At 75.2% G+C, this 7,135-nt stretch carries 3 protein-coding genes; 1 reads left to right on the forward strand and 2 read right to left on the reverse strand.

What is annotated here, in order from left to right:
* Window positions 1-39: 39 nt before the first annotated feature.
* Entirely contained in the window at window positions 40-3,330 is a 3,291-nt protein-coding gene (locus FNX44_RS21490) for an ATP-dependent helicase (RefSeq protein ID WP_143650316.1), read from the reverse strand.
* A gap of 166 nt (window positions 3,331-3,496) precedes the next feature.
* On the reverse strand, window positions 3,497-3,916 hold the full coding sequence (locus tag FNX44_RS21495; protein ID WP_323369561.1) for an MGMT family protein: 420 nt from the start codon (window positions 3,914-3,916) through the stop codon (window positions 3,497-3,499).
* A 239-nt stretch (window positions 3,917-4,155) separates the two neighbouring features.
* Here FNX44_RS21495 and FNX44_RS21500 point away from each other — a divergent pair, with 239 nt between their 5' ends.
* Complete coding sequence (locus FNX44_RS21500; RefSeq protein WP_153507590.1) at window positions 4,156-6,891, forward strand: lysylphosphatidylglycerol synthase transmembrane domain-containing protein; 2,736 nt, start codon at window positions 4,156-4,158, stop codon at window positions 6,889-6,891.
* Window positions 6,892-7,135 lie beyond the last annotated feature (244 nt).

The following is a 7,135-nucleotide window of genomic DNA, read 5'->3' on the forward strand; positions in this document are numbered from 1 at the left end:
GCACCCGGAGACGGTAACCGCTCGCCGTGTCGGCGGGCGTCACTCGACGACCTGCCGGCCTTCCGGGCGGGCGCCGCAGGAGGAGCGGAAGGCGCAGTTGGCGCACTGCCGGCCGGGCACCGGTCCGAAGCGCTCGTCCAGCACCCGGCCGGCCGCCGTGGCCAGCAGCCCGGCCACCCAGTCGGCCGCCTCCGCGCTCCCCGCCTCCGCCGCGTCGGTGGCATCGGTGGCACCCTCGCCGCCGACGAGTGGTTCCTGGCGCTGGACGGCGGGCAGCTCGTCCCCGCCCTCCCTGCGGGTGGCGCCGAGACGCAGGTGCACCAGCTCTCCGCCGCCGGCCTCCCGCTCCGGGGAGAGCTCCCGCAGGGCGCGCTGGTAGACGGCCAGCTGCGGGTGGCGCTCGACCTCGGCGGCGGTCGGTTTGCTCGCGCCGGTCTTGAAGTCGACGACGTAGGCACGGCCGGTGCCGTCCTCCTCGACGCGGTCGATGCTGCCGCGCACCCGCACCCGGTAGCCGTCTGCCTCCAGCGTCACGTCGAAGTCCTGCTCGGTGGCGACGACGGACCGGCCGCCCCGGTCGGTGACGTGCCAGCGCAGGAAGCGTTCCAGTGCCGCTCTGGCGTTCTCCCGCTCCTGCCGCGACTTCCAGGGGGCCTCGAAGGCGAGCGCGTCCCAGACCGTGTCGAGGCGGGCCAGCAGGACGTCGAGGTCGGCCGGGGTGGTGCCGGAGGCGACCTCGTCGGCCAGGACGTGGACGACGTTGCCGAAGCCCTGGGCGGCGGTCGGCGGCGGCTCGGCGCGGACCTCCCGGCCGAGGAACCACTGGAGCGAGCAGCCGTCGGTGAGCTGGCCCAGCGCGCTGCCGGAGAGCGTGACGGGCCGCTCGGGGTCACGCAGCGGCTCCGGGGCGCGGGTGGTGTCGTACAGGCCCCACCAGCGCTGCGGGTGAGCGGCGGGGACCAGTTGGTGGCCGTCGTCGTCGCGCAGTTCGGCGAGGGCGGCGAGCCGGTCGGCGGCGGCGGCCCGCAGCGCGGGAGAGGCGGCCGGGTCGACGGTGGTGGCGCGCAGTTCGGCGACGAGCGCGGTGACCGACAGCGGGCGCAGCGGGCGGACGCTGCTGTCCGCGGCTGCCACGCCGAGTTCGTCGAGGAAGCGGGAGGGCTGGTCGCCGTCCTCGCTCGCGGATTTCACGGCGGTGACCACCAGCCGTTCGCTCGCCCTGGTCACGGCGACGTAGAAGAGCCGCCGTTCCTCGGCGAGCAGCGCGGCGGGTGTGAGCGGTTCGGCCAGACCGTCGCGGCCTATGCGGTCGGCCTCCAGCAGCGAGCCCCGCCGCCGGAGGTCCGGCCACACGCCTTCCTGCACTCCGGACACGACAACAAGCTGCCACTCCAGCCCCTTCGCCCGGTGGGCGGTCATCAGCCGGACGGCGTCGGGCCGTACCGCGCGGCCGGCGAGGGTGTCGGCGGCGACGTCCTGCGCCTCCAGCTCCGCCAGGAGGTTGAGGGCGCCGCGGCCGCCGGTGCGCTCCTCGGCCCGGCCGGCGACCTCGAAGAGGGTGCACAGCGCGTCCAGGTCGCGGTCGGCGTTGCGGCCGGCGGAGCCGCCCCGGCGGGCGGCGCGCTCCAGCCGGACGGGCCAGTCGGTGCCCTGCCACAGCTCCCACAGCGCCTCCTCGGCGCTGCCGCCGCCGGCGAGCAGTTCGGCGGCCTTGCGCAGCAGCTCGCCGAGCAGCTGGGCGCCGGCGGCGTAGGCGCGGTCGTGGGCAACGAGGCGTTCGGGCTCGGTCAGGGCGCGGGTCAGCAGTTCGTCGGACGGCGCCGGCACCTCCGCACCGGCGGCGCGCTCCTCCTCGCGCAGCGCCCGGCCGAGCCTGCGCAGGTCGGCGGCGTCGAGTCCGGCGAGCGGGGAGCCGAGCAGGGTGAGGGCGGTCTCGGTGTCGAGCCAGGGGGTGTCGGGCTCGGCGGCGCGGCGGGCGGCGGCGCGCAGCGCGGTGAGCAGCTGCGTCACGGCGGGTTCGTGGCGCAGCGGCAGGTCGTCGCCGGTGATCTCCAGCGGTACGCCGGCGGCGGTCAGGGAGCGGCGCAGTGCGGGTATCGCGGACTCGCCGCCGCGGACCAGCACCGCCATCCGCGACCAGGGCACGCCGTCCTCCAGGTGAGCGCGGCGCAGCACGTCGGCGACGGTGTCGCGTTCGCCGCCGGGGGTGGCGCAGGTGTACACCTCGACGCGGCCGCCGGGCCGCTCGGCGGTCAGGGAGCGGTGTGCGCGGACGGCGTCGGCGGGCAGCCGGGTGAGCGGCATGCGGCGGGCCAGTTCGCGCCCTGCGGCCAGGACGGTGGCGGGCGCGCGGCGGCTGGTGGTCAGCACGGCGACGTGGGCGGGGCCGCCGTCGGACCGGCGGAAGGCGTGGGGGAAGCGGAGGATGCCGTTCACGTCCGCGCCCCGGAAGGCGTAGATGGACTGGTCCGGGTCGCCGAAGGCGACGACCGTACGGCCCGCCCGGGGCGCTCCCACCAGCGCCCGCAACAGCCTGACCTGCGCAGGGTCGGTGTCCTGGTACTCGTCGACGTAGATCGCCTGGTAGCCGCCGGGGGTGTCGGGCACCACCTCGGGCCCGACGCGTTCGGCGAGCAGGGCGGCGCGGTGGACGAGTTCGGCGTAGTCGAGGACGCCCTGCATGTCGAGCACGTCCAGGTACTCGGCGAGGAAGGAGGCGGCGGCCCGCCAGTCGGGGCGGCCGGCCTGCTCGGCGAAGTCGGCGAGTGAGGCGGGCCCGAGGCCGAGTTCCCGGCTGCGGGCGAGCACCGCCCGCACCTCGTCCGCGAAGCCCCGGGTGGTGAGCGCGGCGCGCAGGTCGTCCGGCCAGGCGGCGCCGACGCGGCCGCGGCGGGCCAGGTCCCGTTGGCCGTCCAGCAGTTCCCGGATGTAGAGGTCCTGCTCCGGGCCGGAGAGCAGCCGCAGCGGTTCGGCGAACAGGTCGGCGTCCTGGTGGGCCCGCACCAGCGCGTAGCAGAACGAGTGGAAGGTGGCCGAGCGGGGCGCGGTGCCGCCGAGCCGGGCGGCCATCCGGTCGCGCAGCTCACCGGCGGCGCGGCGGCCGAAGGTCAGCACCAGCACCCGGCGCGGGTCGACGCCCCGGCGGATGCGCTCGGCGACGGCCTCGACAAGCGTGGTCGTCTTGCCGGTGCCGGGCCCGGCGAGCACGAGCAGCGGCCCGCCCTCGTGCTCAACCACCGCGCGCTGCGCTGCGTCCAGTCGGGGTAGCGCCCTGTTCTCCGGCGACGTGCGCACCAGACGGTACGCGGGGGACTTGCTGGAAGAACTCACTTCGCTCGCCGGTCTTCGGGGTCGGTCTGGACTGTGCCGACGGTACGCCAGGGGCGGGTCGGCCCTCGGGGCCCGGGCCGCTCCGGAGGGGCGGCGCGCCGGGCGCAACGTGTTGTCGTGACGGAAGCTGGTGACTGTGGACAGCCGTACCGGACGGTCGGGCGGATCAGCCGCCGGGCGGGCCGTGCCCCGCCTCGGAGGCCGGGTCGGGGCCCGCCTCGGAGGCCGCGTGGGAGCCCGCCTCCGGGTCGGGCCCGGCCCAGCGGGCGCGACGCATGTCCAACCTGGGCCGGTGCCGCCCGGCGGCGCCGGGGGCCGGGTCGCGCAGCGGGGTGCCCTCGGCGCGGTAGTGCCGCAGGACCCGCGCCTCGTGCCCGGGCAGCGGCACGCCGTCCGCGCGCACGACCCGCCACCAGGGCACGGCGGCGCCGTATCCGGCCATCACCCTGCCCACCTGGCGGGGGCCGCCCTCGCCCACCCACTCGGCCACGTCGCCGTACGTCATCACCCGGCCGGGCGGTATCCGTTCGACGACCTGGAGCACCCGGTCCGCGTAGTCGGAGATCACACCGCTCGGGTCGTTCATGGCGGACATCCTGCCGCACGGCACCGACAACGGGGCTCCGTTCGCGCCCGCGGAACGGCTCCTTCCGGGTCGCGCGCCGGTCACGGCTCTGTTCCCATAAGCACCCTGATGTGCCGGGACGAGGTCCGGTCATGCCACCATCGTCCGGGCGGTGACGCGTGATACGGGATGAAGAAGACCAGACGGAGCGGCAGCGGAGTGGGGAGTCTCCCAACGGGGAGACCCACTCCGCCGCCGCCCTGCCCGCACACCTCACCGGCCCCGACGACCGCGCCGCGGGCGCCTCGAATGCCGCCGCGGGCGCCTCGAAGGCCGTCTCGAAAGACAGCGCGGCCCCCGGGGCGTCAGCCGGTCCGGCCGCGCCGCCGCCGTCCGGGGACGGGACCGGCGTGAGCGAGCGGCTGGAGGGCGACGAACCGCTGCTCGCCGCCCGCGCGCACCGCCCCTCGGACCTGGTCCGCTTCCTGATCGGGACGCTCGGCATCGCGGTCGTGCTGGGCATCGCCTACTTCGCGCACGGCACCACTGCCGGCCTGGAGAAGGACATCGACAAGGGCGCCGGGCAGGCGCCGCCGCTGGTGATCAGCATCACGGCGGTGGTCGCCAGTATCGCCGTCCTGCTCGTCCCGGTGGCCTTCGCGATCGAACGGCTGGTGAAGCGGGACGGGCTGCGCATCGCCGACGGCGTGCTGGCCGCCGTGCTCGCCCACGGCGTCTCGCTGGCGGTGGCGCTGTGGGTGGCCGAGGCGGCACCGGCGCCGATCCAGGACGCGCTCACCAAGAGCGCGCCCTCCGGCGGCCTGACCGACCCGGTCCACAACTACCTCGGCCCGGTCATCGCCTACATGACCGCCGTCGGCATGGCGCGCCGGCCCCGCTGGAGGGTGCTGCTGTGGGTGGTGCTGCTCACCGACGCGCTGTCCGTGCTGGCCAGCGGCTACATGACCACGCTGGCGATCATCCTCACCCTGCTGATCGGCTGGAGCGTCGCCTACGGGACGCTGTACGCGGTCGGCTCCCCCAACGTGCGGCCCACCGGCCAGAACCTGCTCGCCGGTCTGCGGCGGGTCGGCTTCAGACCGGTCAGCGCGCTGCACACCGAGGAGCCGGCGCTCGCCCCCGGCGGCGGCGACCGGGGCGAGAAGGGCGACCACGAGCGCGGTCGGCGCTACCTGGTGACGCTGGAGGACGGCGCACCGCTGGACGTGACGATCGTCGACCGGGAGCAGCAGGCGCACGGCTACTTCTACCGGGCCTGGCGGCGGCTGATGCTGCGCGGGATCAGCACCCGCCGCAGCTCGCAGTCGCTGCGCCAAGCGCTGGAGCAGGAGGCTCTGCTGGCGTACGCGGCGATCGCCGCAGGTGCCAACGCGCCGAAGCTGATCGCGACCTCCGAGCTGGGACCGGACGCGGTCATGCTCGTCTACGAGCACATCGGCGGGCGCCCGTTGGAGGCGCTGCCGGACGACGAGATCACCGACGAGCTGATGCGGGCGGCCTGGCGGCAGGTGAAGGCGCTGCAGTCGCGGCGCATCGCGCACCGCAGGCTGACCGGTGAGGCGCTGGTGGTGGATCGTTCCGGCGCGGTGTTCCTCACCGACCTGCGCGGCGGCGAGATCGCCGCCGGCGACCTGGTGCTGCTGATGGACATCGCCCAGCTGCTCACCACGTTCGGGCTGCGGGTCGGGCCGGAGCGCGCGGTGGCCGCCGCTCTCGACGTGCTCGGCCCGGACGCGATCGCGGACAGTCTGCCGCTGCTCCAGCCGATCGCGCTCAACCGCGGCACCCGGTCGATGCTGCGCCGGCTGGCCAAGCAGCGCGCCGACCGGGAGCGGGAGGCCGTGCTCGCCGCCTCCCGGGCCCGCAAGGAGGCGCGGGCAAAGGGCGGCGCGCCCAGCGGCGACCGGAAGATCGAACGCGCCGAGAAGAACCTGGACAAACGGGCGATCGACGAGGCGTTGGAGGAGGTCAGGGAGGAGGACCTGCTCACCCGCATCCGCCAGGAGGTGCTGCGCATCCGGCCGGAGGCCGAGATAACCCCGGCCCGTCTGGAGCGCATCCGCCCGCGCACCCTGGTGAGCATCATCGCCGGCACGCTCGCCGCCTACCTGCTGCTGTCGCAGCTGACCGACGTGCCGCTGGCGGGACTGTTCGACGCGCACTGGGGTTGGGTGGCGGCGGCGGTGCTCTGCTCGGCCGCGAGCTATCTGGCGGCTGCGCTGAGCCTGTTGGGTTTCGTGCCGGAGAAGGTGCCGTTCTGGCGCACGGTGAGCGCGCAGGTGGCGGGCTCGTTCGTGAAGCTGGTGGCGCCGGCGGCGATCGGCGGCGTCGCGCTGAACACCCGCTTCCTGCAGCGGTCCGGGCTGCGGCCCGGGCACGCGGTGGCGAGCGTGGGCGTCTCGCAGCTGTTCGGCCTGGGGTCGCACGTGCTGCTGCTGCTCGGTTTCGGCTACCTCACCGGCAAGGAGCACTCGGCGTCCATCCCGCCCTCCCGTACGGTGATCGCCGGGCTGCTGACGGCGGCGGTGCTGGCGCTGATCGTGACGGCGATCCCGGCGCTGCGGAAGTTCGTCACCACCCGGGTGCGGTCGCTGTTCGCGGGTGTGGTGCCGCGCATGCTCGACGTGGTGCAGCGGCCCAGGAAGCTGGCCAGCGGCATCGGCGGCATGCTGCTGCTCACGGTGGTCTTCGTGCTGTGCCTGTACGCGTCCATCCGGGCGTTCGGCGGCGAGGTGAGCTTTGTCGTCGTCGCCACCGTCTTCCTGGCGGGCAACGCGCTGGGCTCGGCCGCGCCGACTCCGGGCGGTATCGGCGCGGTGGAGGGTGCGCTGATCCTCGGTCTGACGACGGTCGGCAAGCTGGACGGCGCCACGGCGACGTCGGCGGTGCTGATGTTCCGGGCGTTGACGTTCTGGTTGCCGGTGCTCCCGGGCTGGGTCGCCTTCACCCGTCTGACGCAGCGCAAACTGCTCTGATCCACTCACCCGTACGGCGGCGCGCGGCGGGCGGGCGAAGCGGGCCCGGTCGGAGGATGGCACTCCGCCGACCTTGGGAGCCGACGATGGCAAAAGCTGCCCGCGGAACCGTTTCCGCAGCGGTCACCGCACTGCTCACCGGCACCGCTCTCGCGGGTCTCAGCGCGTGTACCGCCGGCGGCGGCGAGTCGGCCGGACCGCTCGCGGAGGCCGCCCGGGACCTGGCCGCCTCCCCCGTCCCCAC

The organism is Streptomyces alkaliterrae (assembly GCF_007097205.2).
GTDB classification, from domain to species: Bacteria; Actinomycetota; Actinomycetes; order Streptomycetales; family Streptomycetaceae; genus Streptomyces; species Streptomyces alkaliterrae.